Origin of the sequence: Mycoavidus sp. SF9855, assembly GCF_024582735.1 — a bacterium.
Classification (GTDB): Bacteria; Pseudomonadota; Gammaproteobacteria; order Burkholderiales; family Burkholderiaceae; genus Mycoavidus.
Genome location: NZ_CP102085.1, coordinates 1,237,283 through 1,257,936 on the forward strand (window position 1 = coordinate 1,237,283; position 20,654 = coordinate 1,257,936).

The 20,654-nt window shown below is 50.0% G+C and carries 11 protein-coding genes and 1 pseudogene; 6 read left to right on the forward strand and 6 right to left on the reverse strand.

Annotation, left to right across the window (positions count from 1 at the left end; genetic code table 11):
• The first annotated feature begins 187 nt into the window (after positions 1 to 187).
• From NQD60_RS04685 to NQD60_RS04705, 5 genes are all read left to right on the forward strand, one after another.
• Positions 188 to 7,279 (forward strand): non-ribosomal peptide synthetase, encoded by a 7,092-nt coding sequence (locus tag NQD60_RS04685; protein ID WP_257099840.1) that lies wholly within the window; start codon positions 188 to 190, stop codon positions 7,277 to 7,279.
• Positions 7,280 to 7,348: 69 nt separating this feature from the next.
• Positions 7,349 to 8,605: a TauD/TfdA family dioxygenase gene (locus NQD60_RS04690; protein WP_257099841.1), complete on the forward strand. Its 1,257-nt coding sequence runs from the start codon at positions 7,349 to 7,351 to the stop codon at positions 8,603 to 8,605.
• Between the two features lie 24 nt (positions 8,606 to 8,629).
• Complete coding sequence (locus NQD60_RS04695) at positions 8,630 to 8,839, forward strand: MbtH family protein (protein ID WP_257099842.1); 210 nt, start codon at positions 8,630 to 8,632, stop codon at positions 8,837 to 8,839.
• A gap of 59 nt (positions 8,840 to 8,898) precedes the next feature.
• Positions 8,899 to 10,221, forward strand: coding sequence for an aspartate aminotransferase family protein (locus tag NQD60_RS04700; RefSeq protein WP_257099843.1), 1,323 nt, complete (start codon positions 8,899 to 8,901; stop codon positions 10,219 to 10,221).
• A complete protein-coding gene (locus tag NQD60_RS04705) occupies positions 10,218 to 11,642 on the forward strand; it encodes an MATE family efflux transporter (protein WP_257099844.1) in 1,425 nt (474 codons plus the stop codon). The genes NQD60_RS04700 and NQD60_RS04705 overlap by 4 nt, the downstream gene beginning before the upstream one ends.
• Positions 11,643 to 11,728: 86 nt before the next feature.
• Here NQD60_RS04705 and NQD60_RS04710 read toward each other — a convergent pair whose 3' ends face one another.
• From NQD60_RS04710 to polA, 3 genes are all read right to left on the reverse strand, one after another.
• The gene (locus tag NQD60_RS04710; protein ID WP_257099845.1) at positions 11,729 to 12,757 is read right to left on the reverse strand and encodes a cupin-like domain-containing protein; all 1,029 of its coding nucleotides are present in this window, start codon (positions 12,755 to 12,757) and stop codon (positions 11,729 to 11,731) included.
• A gap of 153 nt (positions 12,758 to 12,910) precedes the next feature.
• The gene (locus NQD60_RS04715; RefSeq protein WP_257099846.1) at positions 12,911 to 14,218 is read right to left on the reverse strand and encodes an NAD(P)/FAD-dependent oxidoreductase; all 1,308 of its coding nucleotides are present in this window, start codon (positions 14,216 to 14,218) and stop codon (positions 12,911 to 12,913) included.
• 59 nt (positions 14,219 to 14,277) lie between these two features.
• A complete protein-coding gene (gene polA, locus NQD60_RS04720; protein ID WP_257099847.1) occupies positions 14,278 to 17,034 on the reverse strand; it encodes a DNA polymerase I in 2,757 nt (918 codons plus the stop codon).
• A 9-nt stretch (positions 17,035 to 17,043) separates the two neighbouring features.
• On the opposite strand from polA, the pseudogene NQD60_RS04725 reads away from it, so the two are divergent.
• Positions 17,044 to 17,220: pseudogene (locus NQD60_RS04725) on the forward strand (TIGR00730 family Rossman fold protein); the annotation flags it as partial.
• Positions 17,221 to 17,252: 32 nt separating this feature from the next.
• Here NQD60_RS04725 and NQD60_RS04730 read toward each other — a convergent pair.
• The 3 genes from NQD60_RS04730 to NQD60_RS04740 are packed head-to-tail and all read right to left on the reverse strand — an operon-like array spanning position 17,253 to position 20,296.
• Entirely contained in the window at positions 17,253 to 18,023 is a 771-nt protein-coding gene (locus NQD60_RS04730) for a 4'-phosphopantetheinyl transferase superfamily protein (RefSeq protein ID WP_257099848.1), read from the reverse strand.
• A gap of 42 nt (positions 18,024 to 18,065) precedes the next feature.
• Positions 18,066 to 18,827, reverse strand: a complete 762-nt coding sequence (locus tag NQD60_RS04735) for a metallophosphoesterase (RefSeq protein ID WP_257099849.1) — start codon at positions 18,825 to 18,827, stop codon at positions 18,066 to 18,068.
• Positions 18,828 to 18,880: 53 nt separating this feature from the next.
• Complete coding sequence (locus NQD60_RS04740; protein WP_257099850.1) at positions 18,881 to 20,296, reverse strand: PfaD family polyunsaturated fatty acid/polyketide biosynthesis protein; 1,416 nt, start codon at positions 20,294 to 20,296, stop codon at positions 18,881 to 18,883.
• Positions 20,297 to 20,654 lie beyond the last annotated feature (358 nt).

Here is a 20,654-nt window from a genome sequence, read left to right on the forward strand (position 1 = left end):
GATCTAGATGCCCGTAATCATTGGGCGTGTTAACCATTTTTGTATTCCGTGCTAGGGTATTAGGGTACGCAAACTGGGCAGTGAGCCTCATTAGAGAAGCTTTAACTAACGCCGTAGAAAAGAGTTCAATACATTTTTTAGAAGCATAAGTCCGCAGTCGAGAAGTTACATAGATTAGAGGAAATTTATGAGCAATATCATCGGAGCTCCTACGCGGTCTCTTCACCAAGGCCAACTAATTCATTCGCCGTCTGGGCATAAAGATGACCCCGACAGCCTCATAGCACAGCAACTCACGTATTGGCAGCAAACGCTGGCTGGACTGCCCGAGCGATTGGCATTGCCAACCGATAGACCGCATCCGCCCATAGCCAGCCACAGAGGCGCTCACTTCCCCTTGCATCTTGATGCCCCTTTGCATAGCAAATTATTAGTCTTGGCTGGTGAGCACCAGGCAAGCTTGTTTATGGTGCTACAGGCCGCACTGGCCAGTTTGCTAACCCGCCTGGGAGCAGACACCGATATTCCGGTAGGTAGCCCCATTGCCGGGCCAACCGACAAAGCAGCGGATGAGCTTGCCAACTTTTTTGTCAATACGCTGGTGTTACGTACCGACACCTCGGGCAACCCTAGTTTCAGTAAGCTGTTGCAGCAAGCGAGAAAAACTTGCTTGGCGGCCTATGCACATCAGGACCTCCAATTCGAACGGCTAGTGGAAGTTCTGAACCCAGTGCGTTCGACGGCTCATCATCCATTGTTCCAAGTTTTGTTAGCGCTACAGAGCAATCTCCAGCCACAATTCGATTCTTCTGGAGTGCATCTGAGGGTAGAAGGCGTTGAGCCTACGGTCACCCAGTTCGATTTATCTTTCTATTTTAATGAGACGCCGAATGAGTCAGGGCTTGAGGGCACGATTGAATACGCGACGGATTTGTTCGATCGCAAGACTATTGCGCAACTGGCACAGCGCTTTGTTCGGCTGCTTGAGGCTATCACCCAAAATCCTGATCAGCCAATTGGCAGCATCGAATTGCTTGATGCCGCAGAGCGGCAACAGTTACTGGTCGAATGGAACGCGACGGAGCGTGAGTATCCGGCGCACCACTGCATCCATCAGTTGTTCGAGGAGCAGGTCGAGCGTACACCGCACGCCACTGCGCTCGTGTATGAAGATCAAGTATTAAGTTATGCCGAACTCAATGCGCACGCTAACCGCCTTGCCCATCAGCTGATTGAGCTGGGTGTGCAACCGGATGCTCGGGTGGCGATCTGCGTGGAACGCTCACCAGCGATGGTCATCGGCTTGCTGTCGATCTTGAAGGCGGGCGGTGCCTATGTGCCACTTGATCCAGTGTATCCAGGCGAGCGCCTGATGCACATCCTCGCCGATGCCGCGCCGTCGATTCTGCTAGCCGATACAGCTGGGCGCGCTGCACTAGGTGAGACAGCCCTCGCCTCGTTGACTGTGCTCGATCCAAATAGACTGTCAGAGTCAGCCACCAGCAACCCACACATCTCTGGGCTTACGCCTCATCATCTCGCCTATATCATCTACACTTCCGGCTCCACCGGCAAGCCTAAGGGAGTGATGGTAGAGCACACTCAGATTACTCGTCTGTTCGACGCCACCGAAGCTTGGTATCACTTCGATCAGCACGATACCTGGTGTCTGTTCCACTCCTTTGCCTTTGATGTCTCCGTCTGGGAGCTATGGGGAGCCTTGCGCTATGGTGGCAAGCTGATCCTCGTGCCACATTTTATTACGCGTTCACCGCAAGAGTTTTACCGCTTGGTTTGCGAACAAGGCGTCACCGTATTAAATCAGACACCCAGCGCTTTTAAGCCATTGATCAGCAGCCAGGCGCAAAGTGAATTGCGTGACCGTTTACGTTATGTCATCTTCGCGGGCGAGGCGCTTGAGCCCACCGTGTTACAGGAATGGTACGCGACCCGCTCAGAAGATTCTCCTCAATTGTTGAATATGTATGGCACCACAGAAACCACTGTGCATGCCACCTACCGACCGATGCAGCAGCAAGATAGCAAGCAAATCGGTAGTCCGGTTGGGGTACGGATTCCGGATCTTAAAATTTATCTACTGGATGCTTATGGCCAGCCTGTGCCGCTGGGCGTAATAGGCGAGTTGTACATTGGCGGGGCGGGTGTCGCACGCGGCTATTTGAACCGGCCCGAATTGACCGCTGAGCGGTTTCTCTCCGATCCGTTCTGCGATCGTGAGGGTGCTCGTATTTATAAGACGGGCGATTTGGCCCGCTATTTGCCTGATGGCAATTTGGAGTTCCTGGGCCGCAACGACCATCAGGTCAAGATCCGGGGCTTTCGGATTGAACTTGGTGAGATTGAGGCGCGCCTCATCGAGCATTCACAGGTACGGGAAGCAACCGTGCTCGCGTTAGGTGAAGGCGGCGACAAGCGGCTCATCGCTTATGTCGTGGCTGAGCCTGATGAACAGCTCGCCCGCAGGCTACGCGAGCACCTCGCAGCCAAGTTGCCTGAGTATATGATGCCGGCGGCCTTCGTGCGCTTGGATGCACTGCCTTTAACACCCAACGGCAAGCTTGACCGCCGTGCACTCCCTGAGCCGGAGTTTGTCTCGGATCATTATCGTGCGCCGCGTTCTCCGAGAGAGCAAAAACTGGCTGAGTTGTTCGCCGAAATCCTGGGGGTGCCACGGGTAGGCATCGATGACAGTTTTTTCGACTTAGGCGGGCATTCGCTGTTGGCCATGCGCTTAGTGAGCCGCATTCGCAAGATTCTGGGTGTTGAGTTCACTATTCGTACGCTGTTCGAAACACCCACCGTCATAGGTTTAGCGCAACTTTTTGTGCAAAATGCCGCCGTTCGTCCGCCGCTACGCCGGCAACAGCGGCCTGAGCCGCTGCCGTTATCTTTCGCGCAGCGCAGACAGTGGTTTATTCAGCAACTTGATGGGCACAGCGCAACTTATAACATCCCTTTTACCCTGCGCTTGTCAGGTGCGTTGGATGTAAATGCATTGCAAGCCGCTTTTCGAGATCTCCTCGCGCGCCACGAAAGCCTGCGAACCGGTTTCACCGAAACCAATGACCTCCCCGCTCAGCGTATTTTTTCAGTCGAAGAGCTATGTTTTTCCTTGGAAGCCGTTGAGGTCACTGAAGAAAGGTTGCCGCACACGTTAAGCCAAGCAGCAGCCCACCCTTTTAACTTATGTCATGAAATTCCGCTACGCGCCACGCTGTTTCAACTCGACGCTCAAGAACACGTACTGCTCGTGCTCTTGCACCACAGTGCTGGCGACGGCTGGTCATTAGCACCATTCGCTCGTGACCTCAGCCAAGCCTATACGGCTCGGCTTCACGGTGGGCCTCCAGCCTGGGCGCAACTGCCTGTGCAGTACGCGGACTATACGCTATGGCAGCGGAATCTGTTTAGCCACGAAGATGACCCCGACAGCCTGATTGGACAGCAACTCACGTATTGGCAGCAAGCGCTAGCCGGCCTGCCCGAGCGCTTAACGTTGCCAACCGATAGACCGCATCCATCCATAGCCAGCCACAGGGGCGCTTGCTTCTTCTTCAATACTGATCCCGCGCTATATAGCAAATTATTAGTCTTGGCTCGTGAGCACCAGGTAAGCTTGTTTATGGTGCTACAAGCCGCGCTGGCCAGTTTACTGACCCGCATGGGAGCAGGCACCGATATCCCAGTAGGCAGCCCCATTGCCGGGCGAACCGATGAGGCACTGGATGATCTAATTGGTTGTTTTGTCAATACTCTAGTGTTGCGTACCAATACTTCGGGAAACCCCAGCTTCAGTCAACTGCTACAGCAGGTGAAGGAGACCTGCTTGGCTGCCTATGCACATCAAGATCTCCAATTCGAACGGCTGGTAGAAGTTCTGAACCCACCACGCTCGACCGCGCATCATCCATTGTTCCAAGTCTTGTTGGCGTTGCAAAACAATGCCCTGCCACAATTCGATTTGCCTGGACTGCACCTGCAGGCTGAAGACATTGAATTGCCAGTCGCCAAATTTGACCTCTCTTTTCATTTTAACGAAGCGCCCAGTGAGAATGGTAGTGGACTGAGTGGAATTATCCAATACGCGACTGACTTGTTCGATCACAAGGCTATTGCGCAACTGGCACAGCGCTTTGTCCGGCTGCTTGAGGCGATCGCCCAGAATTCAGATCAGCCAATTGGCTGCCTTGAGTTACTTGATGACACCGAACGGCAACAGCTACTCGTAGAGTGGAATGACACCGCCCATCCAGTTCACAAAATAACCTTGCCTGCGCTATTCGAGGCTCAAGTCGCTAAGGCCCCCGATGCTATCGCCTTAGCCTTTGAGGACCAGTCGATCAGTTATGCCGAACTCAATGCACAAGCTAACCGCCTCGCTCACTACTTGATAGCACAGGGCATTGGCCCTGAAGATGTTGTGGCCATCGCGATACCGCGCTCGCCATATATGGTGATTGCGTTGCTCGCAGCCCTCAAAGCCGGCGCGGCCTATCTTCCCCTTGATCCCCACTCTTCTGCCGAGCGGCTATTCACCACCTTAAGCGATGCGCAGCCTGCCGTATTACTTAGACTCAGCCAAGATACCTTAGCAAGCGCTTTTTTAGCGTTGCAGTTAGACGATCCAGAACTGCAGGCTGCCCTTGAAACTTACCCAGAAACTGCGCCAACCGATCAAGATCGCATGCGCCCGCTCGATCCGCGCCATCCGGCCTATGTGATCTACACGTCGGGTTCTACGGGGACCCCTAAAGGAGTTATCGTCACTCACTCCTCTTTAATTAACTATATCCACGCCATCACACCTTGGATTAATAAAAATAATAATATGGTATGGATTTCGAATGTAGCAGCCGATTTAGGAAATACATCGCTGTATGGTGCTATTTTCTCAGGGGGAAAGTTAATTATCGTCGACGATGACGAAATACTAAGCTCAGAACTCTTTGCAAAAAAGAGTTTAAAAGATGAATGCACGCTAAAAATAACACCAAGCCATTTGGCCTCTCTGATGAAATCATTACCTCAAAAAGGCGATGATTCGAATAAAATGTTTTTTTTAGGGGGTGAACGGGTTGATGGAAATATAGCTGCCGCGATTAAGCTGAACTGGAGGGGAAGCCGAGTCGTGAATCACTATGGCCCGACAGAAACAACCATTGGTGTTTTAATCGGAGAGTTGCAACCTGAGTTCCCATTGGAGACGACACCTTTTCTACCATTGGGGAGGCCGATTTCGAACACACAAGTATATGTGCTGGATAATGGATTACAGCCTGTGCCTATCAGTGTGGGAGGCGAGCTATATATTGCCGGTGCGGGGCTAGCCCGAGGCTATCTCGACCGTCCTGGCTTAACTGCCGAACGTTTCGTCGCCAATCCTTTTGGCCCTCCCGGCAGCCGAATGTATCGCAGTGGTGATTTCATAAAATGGCGCCCCGATGGCGCCCTAGATTTTCTTGGACGTACCGACGACCAAGTCAAGATACGGGGGTTTCGCATCGAACTGGGTGAAATTGAGGCTGTGCTACGTCGCAATCCAGCGGTGGAGCAAGTCGCGGTGATTGCGCGCGAGGATCATTCCGGCGCTAAACAACTGATTAGCTATGTTGTCGCCCATGCAGACGGCACGCCTATAGATCCAGTCGTGTTGCGCCGACAATTGGCACAACAACTGCCTGATTATATGGTGCCTGCCTCGATCATTCTGCTAGAGGCTCTGCCCCTCACGCCAAATGGGAAACTCGACCGCAAAGCGCTGCCGGCACCTGATTTTACCTTTGAACGTTTCCGTGCTCCAAGCACTTCCCAAGAGCACGCGCTGGCGACCTTATTCGCCAAAGTTCTTGGTCTACCGCGTGTGGGCATCGACGATAGCTTCTTCGATCTCGGGGGGCATTCTTTATCGGCGGTACAGTTGACTTTGCGAATACAAGAAGTATTTAAGGTCAAAGTACCTGTTCGGATGCTGTTTGAAGCCGATAGCGTTGCAAAACTTGCTGAGCGTATCGAATCAAACACACTGATTGCTGCCCAATCCGAAGATTCGGACGGGACAGAACAGTTAATGATGGCCGATGCGATTTTAGCGGAGGACGTTACTAGGAAAATGACACCCAATGATTTTAACGGAGCTTGGGAAAATGTTTTGCTTACGGGTGCGACAGGTTTCGTTGGGCGTTATTTACTGATAGAACTATTGCAACAAACCAATGCACATGTTATTTGCTTGGTAAACTCAGAAAATGAGCAAGAGGCAAAAAAACGAATTGTATCTGCACTGAAAGAAATTGGCAGACAAGATATAGATATAAACAGATTTTCTACTCTATGTGGTGATCTGTCTAAAGAAAATTTGGGCCTTGCCAAACATCAGTTAACCTTCCTTTCAGACAAGCTCGACGCCATTGTTCATAATGGTGCCGCAGTCAATCATTTCTTTTCTTATCATGAATTACGCCAAGCTAATGTGCTTGCCACTGAGACTCTAATCCGCCTGGCAGCAACAGGCCGTGATAAAAGTTTACATTATGTCTCCACTTTATCGGTTGCGGCGCAGGCAGCATCAGGCATATTCACAGAAGAAAGTGATACATCTACTGCCTCCATGGCTAATGGCTACGTCCAAAGCAAATGGGTTGCTGAGCATTTGATAAGCGCAGCAGCCACGCGCGGCATCCCATGCAGTATTTACAGGCTCGGCCGAATTACAGCAGATTCCACCAACGGGTATTGCAATACGCATGACAGCACCTACCGCATTATTCGCGCAATTGCGCTGCTCGGCTTGTCTTTTAATACCACAAAACGCTTTCTTCAAACTCCGGTTGATTATGCCGCGCGAGCTATTGTCAAACTGGCAGTGCACCAAAATAAGCATCATCAAATCACGCACATCATTGCTCATCAGTCACTAGAGTTACATGAATTTGTAAAATATATTAACGACAGAGAAAGCGTTGCAATAGAAAATATTAGCTTTGGAAAGTGGGTAAAAGAATTGAGGCGTATAGCAAGTGAGACGCATAATGAAAATTTAATAGCGTTATTATCCATTACTGATCATTATGAATCCGATGAAGAAAAAGGTGATTCATTCAAAAACAGTCAACCTCCTATAGTTATGTGCGCAAAAAATACAATAAATAGACTGCATGAAATCGGTTTTGAATATCCACACTTAGGGGATCATTACATAGAATCCGTGGTTAGTTTCCTTTTAGATAGGGATGTTGAAAAAAATAAAAAAGTGGCGTAGTCATTTATAAAGGGGAGATGAGAAAAAATCATCTTAAATTTTTTTCACTTATAGAAATTGGTTAAAAAAATGGAAAATAAATATAGTGGTATTTCTGTTCGCACGCTCAAACCTAGTGAAAGGGCTGCTCATACCGACGAAAATCACACTCCTTTGGTGATTGAGCCTTTGCGTACACGTAGCTTGGATTTTCTCCATGGCTTCATGAAAGAAAATTCAGCGGAAATCATTTCCGCTCTTGAAAAGCATGGGGCAATCCTATTTCGTGGGTTTGATGTACGCTCGTCGTCTGATTTTGAAGAGCAGGTGCTTGCTATCCAAGGGATGAGTGGCATGAGTGAGATGATGATGTCGGAACCCGGCAGAACGCTCGTGAATGGAACCCGCCATGTGATCCATCCGAGCACAAATTTTAAAACTGGGGGCACACTGGATCCAGTTGGAGGAATCCATACTGAAAGTTACTATGTCCCTGACGTACCGAGGTTCATCTCCTTTTTTTGCCAAAAGCCACCACTGTTGGGAGGTGAAACAGGCTTATTCAATACCTGCCAGATATATAGCCATCTCCCAGAAGACTTAAAGTTAAGGTTAGAGCGTCAACCCTATTTGGCGGGTATGTTCAGTATCTCCCAGATTGGCAAAAGATATAATTTATCGTATGACGAGGCAAAATCTTTTTGTACCAAAATGGGCATGTCCATAACTGATTATCGTGGCGATGGCTATGCTTTTATGTATAAGCCAAGTGTTACCGAGCATCCTACAACTCATGAGAAAGCACTCGCCATTCACTTCGGCGGCGAGCTCAATGGACATGGCTTGTCACCGGAATTAATCAAAGCCTTTGCGCCTGATTATTCCTCTTTCAAATGGTGCCTGCATAGAGCCGTTTGGAGTATGCCCTATCTCAGGCGCAACCTTTTTATGCTAAGGCACCCGATAGTTTATTTTAGAGATGGCCCCAGTCTTATGGGTAGGATATTCGAATCGCCTAATAAAATAATACCAAACTCTGAAACAGATGGACTTCGTGTCGGACATGCATTTACAAAAGAGGACATCAAATTGCTAGCCAATCTGACGCGCAGATATTACTCGTCTTTCCTCTGGCAGAAAGGTGATTTTATTATCATAGATAATTTGAAGCTCGCGCATGCAGGCATGCCGGGGTTGGGTTCACGAATTATTAAGGTATTGATGTGTAATCCTTTATCTATGACTTACAGAAAAGAGTCTTCCGGATTATGCAAACCCAAGAATGATCAAGCGACTGAATCCTGGGGAGCAAAAATTCTGAAACCTAGCGCCGCAGCCATTTCATAAACTCGTAGAAAATAGGATTTTAAAATGAGCAATCCTTTTGATGACCCTAATGGCAGGTTTCTTGTGCTGGTAAATGACGAGAATCAACACTCGCTGTGGCCTGACTTGGTAGAAGTGCCTGCAGGCTGGCGCAGCGTTCATGGACCCGACGCGCGCCAGGCATGTATGAACTATATCGAAGCAAACTGGACCGATATGCGTCCTAAGAGCCTGATTGAAAGCATAGATAGCTAATGCATTGATACGCTCAACTAATAATGTGAACTCTAACCCTTTTAATGGAGACCATCCACATGGCCTTTCACGCTTTTACTGATGACATGTCACATTTTTGGATGCCTTTCACGGCCAGCCGCCAATTTAAGGCGGCGCCGCGCCTACTTGAATCAGCCAAGGGCATGTATTATCGTTCGAGTGATGGTCAACAGATACTTGACGCTTGCGCGGGCCTGTGGTGTGTCGCCGCCGGACACTGCCGTGAGGAAATCACTTCGGCGGTCAGTGCTGCGATGGCCAAGCTTGATTATGCGCCAACCACTCAGTTTGCGCATCCACTTGCTTTTGAAGCTGCCGCGAAAGTCGCCAAACTAATGCCGGAGGGCCTTGATCGGATTTTTTTCACGAATTCCGGCTCAGAAGCAGTCGATACCGCGCTTAAAATTGCCCTCGCCTATCATCAGGCACGCGGCGAAAGCCAACGTACTGGCTTTATCGGTCGAGAGCGCAGCTATCATGGCGCTGGCTTCGGCGGCACATCGGTCGGTGGTGTATCGGTCAATCGCAAAGCCTTTGCGGGCGCACTGTTGCCAAATGTCGACCATATGCCATCAATCCATAATCTCGAGCATAACGCTTTCTCGCGTGGCCAACCCACTTGGGGCGCACATCTGGCCGATGACCTTGAAAGACTAGTTGCCTTGCGTGACCCTTCGACTATCGCTGCAGTGATTGTTGATCCGATGGCGGGTAGCGTCTTCGTACCGCCGCAGGGCTATTTACAGAGATTACGCGAAATTACCTCTAAGCATGGTATTTTGTTGATCTTCGACGAAGTGATCACGGCCTTCGGTCGCCTTGGCAAAGCAACCGCTTCGGCTTTTTTTGGCGTTACCCCAGATTTGCTGACAATGGCCAAAGCGATTAATAATGGAACGGTCCCGATGGGCGCTGTTGCTGCGCATCGACAGGTATATGACACAATTATTGCTAACAGCGCACCCGGAGAAGCCGACCTATACCATGGCTATACTTATTCCGCACATCCGACTGCCGCCGCCGCTACCATCGCAACCCTTGATTTATACCAAAAGGAAGGGCTCTTTGAGCGAGCTGCTTCGCTCGCACCTGCTTTCGAACGTGCGGCGCATGCGCTACGCGATGCCCCCCATGTGAAAGATATTCGTAATCTCGGTTTATGTGCCGGCATTGAACTCGAATCCCGGCCGAATGGGATAGGTGAGCGATCTCAAGAAATTTTCGATGGGTGCTTCGAGGCTGGAGTGCTCATCCGCCATGCAGGTGACTTCGTCGCTTTCGCGCCTCCATTGATTATTGAAGAGGCACAGATCGAGCAGATTTTTGACACCGTGCGCAAGGTTCTTATGAGTGTGAAATGAAGCCAATCGGCTTTGCCATTAGGCTTCTGTCCACTTGGCCTCAGATCCAAAAAGAGATCCGTGCAACCTTCGGGCTTGCCTTGCCACTGTTTGGGGGACAGCTCTCTGCTCTCGGCATCACTTTAATCAATGTCATGCTTGCAGGTCGGCTGGGCCCCCATGTTCTCGCACCGATCGCACTCGGATCAAGTATCTGGATGCTCGCTGTGATTATTTTCTACGGCGTCATGATGGCCTTACAAACTTCGGTCGCGCAACTTGATGGCGCGGGCCGGCGCGCGGAAGTGGGGCCGCTTTTTTTGCAAGCACTGTGGCTTAACGTGATGCTCAGCATGGTTTTGATGGCAGCTGAATATCTTCTTGGCCCACTGTTAATTCAGACCATGGTGGTGACGCCGGAGTTGGTCCGCGATACCCGCGCTTTCCTAAATACGATATGTTTAGCCGGGCCAGCGCTTGGCATCTTCTGCGCCTGCCGAGGGCTGTCTGAAGGATTGTCAAGGGCGCGACTGACGCTTGCCTTCATTTTGCTCGGACTCGTGCTGACTGGCCCAGTTGGTTACGTCTTCATGTATGGCGCATTAGGTGTACCAGCGCTTGGCGCAGTCGGCAGTGGCATAGCGCTTGTCATCGTGGCTTGGATTCAGGCGCTGGCTTTTCTGTTTTATGTCTGCCGTAGTGATTGTTACCGCGACTTAAGACGCCAAATAGGCAGCAAAATACCCAATCTGCGTGTGATGTTTGATCTCCTGAAATTCGGCGTGTCGGTAGGCATAACGCGTCTGATGGAGGGGGGATTCTTTATTGCGTCTGCGCTTGTTATCGGACGCGCTGGTGCCGTGGCCGTAGCAAATCACGAGATCGCTATGAGTGTCGAGGCGATCGCCTGCACAGTATCCTATGGCCTATCAATAGCAATTTCCGTGCGCGTAGCACAAGCGTACGGGCGCGGTAATCCGGCTGAAGTATCGCGAGCCGGCTTTACTGGGATTGCCATGACTCTTGGTACCCAGCTATTGTCGGCCGGCTTAATACTGCTAATCCCCGGTGCAATCGTCTCGCTTTATACGCAGGACCCCGCCATGACCGCTAGTGTGGCAATACTTATCCAACTCGCGGGTCTACTGCAGATCTCGGACGGTCTTCAAACCGCATGCTGGGGCGCTTTGCGGGGCGTGAGAGATATGCGCATGCCGATCGTTATTACATTTTTTGCTTATTGGGTAGTGGGCATGCCGGTTGGCTGGTGGTTGTCGATTACGCGTAACTGGGGCGCGACGGGAATGTGGATTGGCCTTCTAGTCGGCCTGACTTTGGCTGCCGGAGTGCTATTTTCCCGCTTCGTATGGGTCAGCAGTCCCGCACGGTTAAACTCATCAAGTACGCTCAATAGCCGAATGCTTCTGCCATCCAAGAGTTGATATTCGGCATACATGCAAGAGGGGGCAACGTCATTTGCCCCCTCTTTTCCTACCCGACTTGGTTTTTATCTAGCAGCTAAATAATATCAAAGCCGCACTCCGGTTCTCGATAATTTACCAGCGCTCCCTTCAAATGCCTCGTGTATAATTTTTTCCTCAAGACGATTAGCCCATTTTAACAAACCAAATGGCGCCTCCTTACTTTTGGGCAGCAGTTGTTGTGTGGCTCGCATAAGGGTGTCTCTAACAGAAACGGGAGATAGAGGAATGGAGTCAGGAATCCACCAAAAGTTAATATTACTATTAAACTTGCCGAGGTGCTTGAACGAGTGATACCAGTAAGCGGGAATAAATAGCATGTCCCCTTCACCAATTTCCCCTTCGTAGCATTTTGCGTCCTGAAATCGAGGGAATTTATTTATATCAAAATTTTCTACGTCGATTTCTGAGAAATGATAAGGCCCCTTCTTTGAAGAATAAGTACAATAATATGGATACAAACAACTCATCTGAAATGGAGAATACATTTGGACGTATTTTTTTCCAGTGATCTGGGCATTTAAATTGTGACTTCCACCCCCGTCAAAGTGAAGATGGGAGCGCACACCTTTCGCACTGAACCATAATCCTGCCGAGTTCATGCTCTTCTCTTCAAAATAGCCTGGCACTCTAAAATCGTCTCGCAGAACCTCAAGGTTAGGCGACCATTGTCCCTCATCAAAAACCAATAGCTCATCACCGGTTAAATAATAGTGCGCACCTTTAACGGGATCGCTAATCAAATCCAAATACTCCCCCAAATTCGTGCTTTTAAAGGGTGCTACCTCTTTGGATGAATTTTGACCCCTGCTTTTAAATAGATGGCTCCATATTGATGCAGGCTCTTTGACGTTATAATGCGACCTCATATTTGGATGAACATGAGTATCAGACTGTTTAAACTTGACTTGAAAATTTCCTAAGCTTTGACGCAGATAATCAGGCGACCATCTAGTCAGCGCTTTCCAATCCTCAATCGCATTTTCTATTATAAGCGGCTGGTAAAGTTTGGCGAGCCCCGAAAAATCTTCGGCTGATAAATTCTTTACTCTCTTAATTTGTATTTTATTACTCATCTCATCCCCCCTGTGTTGGTCTCATATGATTTTTTTAAAAAATATGAAATTGATATTTAACTAAACAGTATTGCCTAAAAATACCAGAACCTTCTCCTTTTAATTTTGATTCTAGCACACTAAGGTGATACGTCAATAGGAGTAAACACCCTTTTAATGCAACTTCACCCGCGGCGAAATTGAACGGCGTAACCAATGCGCCACCGTATCCGTTGCCATACGTATAAAACCATGTAACGCGGCAATATGCAGCCGATACAATGACATATACATAAAACGCGCAAACAGTCCCTCAATAAATAGACTGCCGCCCATCACCCCGCCCATTAAATGACCTACCGCGCTAAAGTGACCTAGCGAAACCAGTGAGCCAAAATCACGATAACGGAAATTAGGAAGCGGCGCGCCTTTAAGCCGGCGCGTTAATGCGCGTCTCAAAAAATTGGCCTGCTGATGTGCAGCTTGCGCGCGCGGGGGGATGGTTGTGTTCTGCTCTGGCCACGGACAGCTGGCACAGTCGCCAAAGGCAAAAATGTCAGGATCGGTTTCAGTTTGCAGCGTGGCATGGACCTTCAACTGACCCCGTGGATTCGTTGCCAGCCCATCCAGTTGACTGAGTATGGCGGGTGCTTTAATGCCCGCGGCCCATACGGTAAGATCTACGGGTAGGGTTTTGCCGCTCGCCGTGTACAGTGCTTTATCCGAGACACTGGCCACTTGCTCGTTCACCATGATTTCAACATTGAGTTTAGCGAGCAAGGCAGCGGTTGCTTTTGAGACATGTTCAGACAAAGCCGGCAAGATGCGTGGCCCGGCTTCAATCAGCACGATACCGATATCATGCTTGGGGTCCAGCGGGTGTAAACCATAGGTGGCTAATATTTGGGCGGTTTGACGCAATTGAGCCGATAGTTCAACGCCAGTTGCACCTCCGCCAACAATCGCAATTTGGATCCGCGGCCGTGCGTCAGAACTACCTGGGTTTGCATCAGCGCGCATGCATGCAGCCAGTAAACGACGATGGCATGCTTGTGCTTGCGCTGCAGTATCCAACGCCTGCGCGTATTGCTGAGCACCTGCTACCCCAAAAAAATGCGTGGTGCTGCCGATGGCTATCACGAGGGTGTCATACGCCAATTCGCGAGAAGGCAATAATTCAGAGCCATCAAGATCATTAACAGCGGCCAGCGTAATGGTCTTCGCTACACGATTAAGACCGCTCAATGCACCGAGTTGAAATTTAAAATGATGCCAATGTGCTTGGGCAGCATACTCAAGCTGATGCATAAATGGATCCATGCTGCCGGCAGCAACTTCATGCAGGAGCGGCTTCCAAAGATGGGTCGGGTTGCGGTCAACCAAGACAATTTGGGCGGTTTGGCGGGCGCCAAGACGGTTACCTAGGCGGGTTGCAAGCTCAAGTCCGCCGGCACCGCCCCCCACGATCACGATGCGATGCATATATTTTCAAGCCTCAAGGACGAAATCCAGGTGATATGAATGAAGTATACATTCGTTTTCTAATGCGCTTCCTCCCAATTGTTCCCGACCCCCACGTCAACTACCAATGGCACACGCAATTGCGCGACTTCACACATTAACGCCGGCAAACACTCCCGCACTTCAGCCAATTCAGCAGCTGGCACTTCAAGTACCAGTTCATCGTGCACTTGCATAATCAGCTTCGATTGCCGTGCCGTTGTCTCTAGCCACTGTTGCACAGCAACCATCGAGAGCTTGATTAAATCGGCTGCGGTGCCTTGCATTGGCGCATTAATTGCCGCCCGCTCAGCCGCCTGACGGCGCGGCCCGTTGCCGCCATTAATCTCAGGTAGCCATAAGCGCCGGCCGAAGACAGTTTCAACATACCCTTGTTCTTTTGCACGAATCCGGGTTTCTTCCATATAGCGTGCCACGCCTGGGTAGCGATTGAAATAGCGGTCAATATAGACCTTGGCCGCATCACGCGACAGGCCCAAGTTTGACGCCAGCCCAAATACGCTCATGCCATAAATCAGGCCAAAATTAATCGTCTTGGCAACGCGCCGCTCGTCATCAGAGACCTGCTGTGGCGCCACGCCAAAAATCTCGCCGGCACTGGCGCGGTGAACGTCTTCGCCACGCGCAAAAGCGCCTAGTAAATTCTCATCGCCTGAGATATGGGCCATAATCCGCAGTTCAATTTGCGAATAATCCGCCGACACAATGTGATGTCCAGGCGCGGCAATAAAGGCTGCGCGAATGCGCCGCCCTTCGCTGGTGCGCACCGGAATGTTTTGTAAATTGGGTTCATTTGAAGCCAACCGCCCGGTGACGGCGACGGCCTGGGCATAATTCGTATGCACCCGCCCCGTTTGGGGGTTGACCATTTTGGGCAGTTTATCGGTATAGGTTGATTTGAGTTTCGACAGCGTACGATGGTCAAGCAGCAGTTTAGGTAAGGGATAATCCGCGGCGAGCTTTTGCAGTACTTCTTCATCCGTTGAAGGTGCGCCGCCGGGGGTTTTTTTGATGATCGGCAACTGCAGGCGTTCAAAAAAAATCTCGCTGATTTGCTTGGGTGAACTTAAGTTAAATGGACCACCGGCTAAGGTATGCGCTTCTTGTTCCAGTTGCATCAAACGTATGCCCAGTTCATGGCTTTGTTGAGCGAGTAACTGAGTATCGATTAAGACACCATTACGCTCCATCACTCGCAAGACGCGCGCAACAGGCATTTCGATCTCGCGATAGATATGCAGCAGGCCGGGCTCTTTCGACAGTTGCGGATAAAGCGCGTGATGCAGGCGTAGCGTTACATCTGCATCTTCCGCTGCATAACGTATTGCTTGCTCAAGCGGCACTTGCTCAAAGCCAATTTGGGCAGCGCCTTTGCCGCAAACGTCTATATATTTAATCGTGTTGAGGCCAAGGTGGCGTAGCGCAAGGCTGTCCATATCATGACTACGATGCGATTCAAGCACATAGGATTGAAGCAAGGTGTCATGCTCTATGCCAGCCAAGCCAATGCCATAATTAAATAGCACTTGCTCATCATATTTCATGTGCTGTCCAACTTTCTTTTTAGTTGGATTCTGTAGCCACTCTGTTAACCGCGCGAGGACCTCATCACGTGGCAATTGGGTGACATGAGCATCGATATCGGGTCCCCGATGGGCCAGAGGAAGATAAGCCGCATGACCCGCTTCGACTGAAAACGAAAGACCAACCAACTGCGCACGCAGCGGATCAAGTGACGTGGTTTCGGTATCAAAAGCCGTTAATTCGGCGGCATTGATTTTTTCTAACCAGGTATCAAATTGCGCCCAGTCGAGTATGCTCTCGTAATCAGGCGTTATTTCCAATGCTGGTGCGGCTAGACTGCTAGGGCTGCCGTTATCGGGTGCGGCGACTCCCGCGGTGGCTAATTCGTTTAACCAGCTTTTGAAACCGTAATGCGTGAAGACATCCAGAAGTTCCGCTTGAGCTTCAGTGCGCGTTGCCAGCGAGGCTTCGATTGACTCAATGTGTGGCTCAAGCGAGCAATCCGTACATACGGTGATCAGTTTGCTTGCCAACGGTAAAAAGTCGAGCGCGCGGCGCAAGTTTTCCCCCACGGCCCCGGTGATTTGGTCAGCATGTTCAACCACCCCTGCCAATGAGCCATATTGCGTCAGCCATTTTAGCGCCGTTTTAGGACCACATTTTTCAACCCCTGGCACATTGTCCGAGGTGTCGCCAATTAATGCCAAGTAATCGACAATTAATGCTGGCGGCACGCCAAATTTTTCAGCGACGCCGGCTTCATCCAGCAGTTCATTACTCATGGTGTTGACCAGCGTAATTTGGCTTGTCACCAACTGCGCGAGATCTTTGTCGCCGGTCGAGATCACTACTTTCATGCCAGCCTGTTCGGCTTGCCGGGCCAAGGTACCAATTACATCGTCAGCCTCGACCCCGTCCACCATCAGTAACGGCCAGCCTAAGGCACGCACTGTGCGGTGAATCGGTTCAATCTGCCGTACCAAGTCTTCGGGCATCGAGGAGCGCTGGGCTTTGTATTCGGGATACCAATCATCTCGAAAGGTTTTGCCTTTAGCATCAAATACACACGCGCTATATTCTGCCGGGTTGTCTTTGCGTAAGCGCCGCAGCATATTGATCATGCCATATAGGGCACCAGTCGGCTCTGCGTTGGGGCTGCGCAAATTGGGCAAGGCATGATATGCGCGATACAAATAACTTGAACCATCGACCAGTAATAGGGTCCGGCCTTTTAGATTGGACTGCACAGACATATGAATACGATAAACAATAGAAAAATGATACCAAGCTTGCGCGCACTCGCAGATCAAGAGCGCGGCGCATCATGGCAAATGTTTACGATTATGGCAGAGTTCATCGAAGCCACCGAATATCTGTCGGAAATTCGGCCAGCCGTTTGTATTTATGGCTCGGCACGTTTAAAACCCGATACGCCCTACCGCGCTTCATTAAGCCGGTTCGAGCGTCTTTTTTAGCGTGCGTGGCACAGTCCACCCTCCAGCAGTTCCTCTTTAACCAACGGCACACTATTTCTCATGATTAACGTCTGCTTTGCACTGCCAAAACGTTCAGCACAGACTGCCACTAAATAATCTGCAGCAGGCTTAAACTGCCAAAAATGCCAACGAGACGGCTGATCATTTAAAGCCGGATGGATTGAGATGCCTATCTCGCGATCTGCTGCAAAATGAAAACCAAACTGATCTAATGGGATCGATAACCCCATGCCACGAGCTTTGATATAGGATTCTTTGAGAGTCCAATATTGAAAAAAACGCTGGTATTGTGTTTCTGTAGGTAATTCGCTCAACGCTCTGACTTCATCCGGTGAAAAATAATGCTGAGCGATTTCAAGCGGAGCCTGACGCAGACGGACATTTTCCGTATCAACACCCAGTGCATTGCCACTCGTCACACCGAGCACGATCAGGCTTTGTGTGTGAGATAGATTAAATGATATTTTTTGCGACAGATGAGGATTGGCAATTTCTGGCCGCCCGTAAGCATTGGCTGCAAATAACCATTGCTCCGGTGCTATCGGTGCATAGCGTGATAAAACGGTACGCACCAATGCTCGTGTAATGAGATAGCGGCGTTGATCTTTAACAAAATAAAACCGTTTTTCCTGCTGCCGCTCTGCTTGCGTCAAGAGACGCCGGTACTGATTGAGTAGCGACTCATCCTGTATCGCGTCAAAGAAGACAAACCACAAATCAATTTTTTCAGGAGTCAGTTCTAACATGATTAAGGCTGATCTATGGACGATTAGAGCAGTTTCGAGGTATTAAGTTTCGTAGATACAAAGTAATTGTTTGGCTGCAATATGAGTTTCCCGCGGATATCCGAAGGCATTATTAATATACGAAATACCTTCGATCGTGACGCTGCGATTAACATGGCTATGGCCATAGACATGGATGGTTGAAGCCAGCTGCCGAATCTGCTTTTCAAGGAGGTGGGTTCCCAAGATTGGATAAAGCGTTCTTTTCTCGAGCGGAATATAGGCCGGCATCAGATCAATCCGAGGCAAAAAATGGGAGAAGGAAATCACCGTTTGATTAAGGTTGCTGAATAGCGGTTCATTTAATTGCACAAAATGTGCCGTAATATCGTGTGCGCTGAAATGCTCGGGCCAACGGCAAGCATGATAGTCCGCCCAGGTCGCGAAAATTTCTGTGCTCGGCTGGCCAAACGAATAATCGTACCAACCCAAAAGAGGAATAATCGACAACGATCCGCGATGAAATGCTTGCATTGAAGCGCCGCAATTTTCAACTAAGGCACAAATCTGTTGAAATTTGTCTAGCGATTGACGCTCAGGCCCATCCCGGATGACCCATAGGTCATGATTGCCAGGCACATAGAGGACTTTTTTAAAGCGGCTCGCCAACGTTTTCAGACACCACTCAAGCAGTGGCAAAGAATCAGAAACATCGCCGGCCAGGATTAATACATCGTCACGATAGTCATCAGTAGACAGCTGCGCGATCCATTGCTTGTTAAGCTCGTAATCGATATGCAAATCCGACAGCGCAAAGACCCTCATTATTTATAACCCTTTGGATTAGTTAGAGGAAAGAATGAAATGGGCAAGGGTCATCATGCGTACTCTTTTTGAGGCGTGAAGAATCGCTCGTAATGAGTGCGTATCTGCTGAGCCGTAGCATCCATCAGCTTGATTCCGATCTCATCGACATGACGCTGCTCCCAAGACTCTAGCGGCGTTCCTTTGACCCATTGATTAAACGCGCCCAAGGCCGGCCCAGTATGCACTTGGTAATTGACCATATCTTCCGGTGAACCGCTAAATGCGAGTCGGGTGGAATACGCAAAATACCATCGGAACACCAGCGCCATTCTGTATTTTGGATTGGTCTGCGCCTTCGCGAGATCCTGCGTCCGGCCGCGCGACTGCAAATGGCGTTCGGTCTCGGTCCAGACCTCAGCTAAACTGCGCTTGAAGTAGCTTCGCTCGAGCTGGCCTTTGAGTGCGGCGGGAATGTCATCCAGGCTTTCGTAGTGACTATACAAAGCAAAAAGTTTATTAGCCCGCATCGGGAACAGTAAGCTTTTTTTAAGCACCTGAACGCGCGCGCCCATTTCGAACATATCCCCTGCCGGCGCATACGCCATGTCATGAATGCTGGCTTGCTGCAGCATTGTCTTGACTTCTTTGGTGGCGCCAGCCTCCACCGTGCACTGGTTGATCGAGCCGGTTAAAATAAAATCCGCCCCCATCGCAAACGCAGCGGCGGCAGAGGTGGGCGTACCGATGCCACCGGCCAGTCCCACACACACAGGTTCTTGATAACTGTATTGAGCCATCAGAGTCTGCCGCAGTTGCTGTATCGCCGGCAAGAGGATGGTCGGGATACCGCCGTCGGTATGACCACCAGAGTCAGCTTCCACACAAATATCGTAACTCATCGGAACGTGTTGCGCTAATGCAGCTTGCTCGGCGGTAATGGCGCCTTCCTTTTGCAACGCCTCTACCAGATGGGCGGGCGCCGGGCTCATGAAAGCTTGGGCCACCTCTAAGCGCGAAACCTTGCCCAATACGCGGTGGGCGCACTGGATATTGCCGCTTGCGTCGCGGCTCAGTCCTTTGACGCGGAACAAAACTAAGGCCGGTGTCATTTGCATAAAGGCTGCTGCTTCGATATGGCGCACGCCGTACTTCAAATACAGATCAATCGTAGCCCGTTCAAGGTCTGGCTCAACGTAATCAGCCAGCAGGTTCAAGCCATATGGCGCGCTATTGCCCAGTTGTGATTGAATCGTCTGAATAGCAGTTTCGATGGCCTTTAGGCTCAGGCCACCCGTCCCTAGGTAGCCAATCAAGCCAGCTTGACCCAGCCGCACCACCAAAGCTGCGGAGGTAGTGCCACGATACATCGCGCCAGCCACGTAGGCATACTTCAGACCATAGCGTGTGCGAAAGGCTCGACTGCCCAGAGACTGGGCCTCGGAGGTCGGTGCTGCAGAGGCAATATCATCTGTTTTATACATTTGCATGAGACACATCCATTGGTTGAGATGCTACAAGTCAAGTTCCAAGATTAGCTACAGCAACGGGTACGATCAGTCAATTTCAAACCCCTCGAAAGGTATCCACAATCCGGCCCGTTTTCATGAATCTGAGAAGCACACTTTCTCTAACCATAAAAGTTGTGGCTAACAGGCAACTCGTTAGCTCCTCATCCCAAAAACGTCCCGACTACTCAAAATGATCCTCATATGATGAATAGAGTTTTTTTGCTAGGGGCTGTAGCGCGCAAGTTAGCGTATTCCAGTCATTTGCGCAATATAGGAGCCGACAGAGTGTCTGAGAATTGCCTAAAAATTTCACTAAAAATTCAAAGCTATTTTATTG